Raw genomic sequence first — 1,107 nt, forward strand, 5'->3', positions numbered from 1 at the left:
TAAGTAATAAGACAAAATTAGTTTAATAGATATTGTTTTTAGTTCTTTGCTGCTAAACCGACTGAACTTTGGGCAAGCGACGTACCATTGACCTGACTCCACTCGACCGACAAACCCTTGAAGACGCTTTTCGCACCGGCTCCTCTCATGCCTTCCGCCAGCGTTGCCAAATCGTGCTACTCAAAAGTGAAGGGCGTTCTTCCAAAGAAGTGGCCGGTATTGTTAAACACCATTATGTATCGGTCAATACCTGGTTAACCCGCTATCAACAGAGTGGACTCGATGGATTACTAACCAAACCGGGACGAGGCCGTAAACCCCTACTCAACAAAGAAACCGACGCCACGCTGGTGCGCAAAGTAGTTCAGAACGAACGACAGCGTCTAAATCAAGCTAAAGTTGAATGGGAGGCTCAAACTGGACGAACGATGAGTTTAAAGACATTGCAACGGTTTTTAAAAAACTTGACTGCCGTTACCGACGCATCCGATTAAGACCTAAAGGTAAACCCAACATGGAGTTGTACAAAGTTCGTTATGATGCTCTTAGCTTATTAGAAGAGCAAAGCCGAAGGGGTAGAATTGAGCTGCTTTATGGGGATGAGTCCAGTGTCAGCGAGGAGGGATACGTACCCTATGGCTGGCAGTTTAAAGACGAATCAATAGGGATTGAGGTAGCTAAGGGTCAACGCCTGAACTGTTTTGGCTTGATTTCTCGTCAGAACCACCTGCATTTTGCTACCACGAGTGGCTCGATTACGGCTTCTTTTGTGGTCAATCAGTTAGAGGAGCTCTCCTGGCAGCTTACCAAACCAACGGTAGTGGTTCTGGACAATGCTCGTATTCATACGGCTGATAAAGTACGCCAGCGCCTTGCAGACTGGCAAAAACGAGGGTTGTATCTTTTCTATCTGCCCCCTTACAGTCCGCATCTGAACTTAGCGGAACGACTTTGGAAAGAATTGAAAGCCCGTTGGTTACGGCCTGAAGACTATGCGACTAGTAGTACCTTGTTTTATGCCGTCTGGTTAGCACTAGGGGCAGTTGGTCACGAGTTGTTCATTCAATTCAGCCCGTTTAAATGAAACTAAATGTGTCCCTATACTTA

At 46.2% G+C, this 1,107-nt stretch carries 2 protein-coding genes; both read left to right on the top strand.

What is annotated here, in order from left to right:
* The first annotated feature begins 68 nt into the window (after positions 1–68).
* Positions 69–494 carry a helix-turn-helix domain-containing protein gene (locus ACYVEA_RS34495; protein WP_461117904.1) on the top strand — a complete coding sequence of 142 codons (426 nt, stop codon included), beginning with the start codon at positions 69–71 and terminating at the stop codon, positions 492–494.
* A complete protein-coding gene (locus ACYVEA_RS34500; protein ID WP_461117905.1) occupies positions 404–1,084 on the top strand; it encodes an IS630 family transposase in 681 nt (226 codons plus the stop codon). Before ACYVEA_RS34495 ends, ACYVEA_RS34500 begins: the two co-directional genes overlap by 91 nt.
* The last annotated feature ends 23 nt before the right edge of the window (positions 1,085–1,107 follow it).

This window comes from Spirosoma jeollabukense (assembly GCF_054777855.1).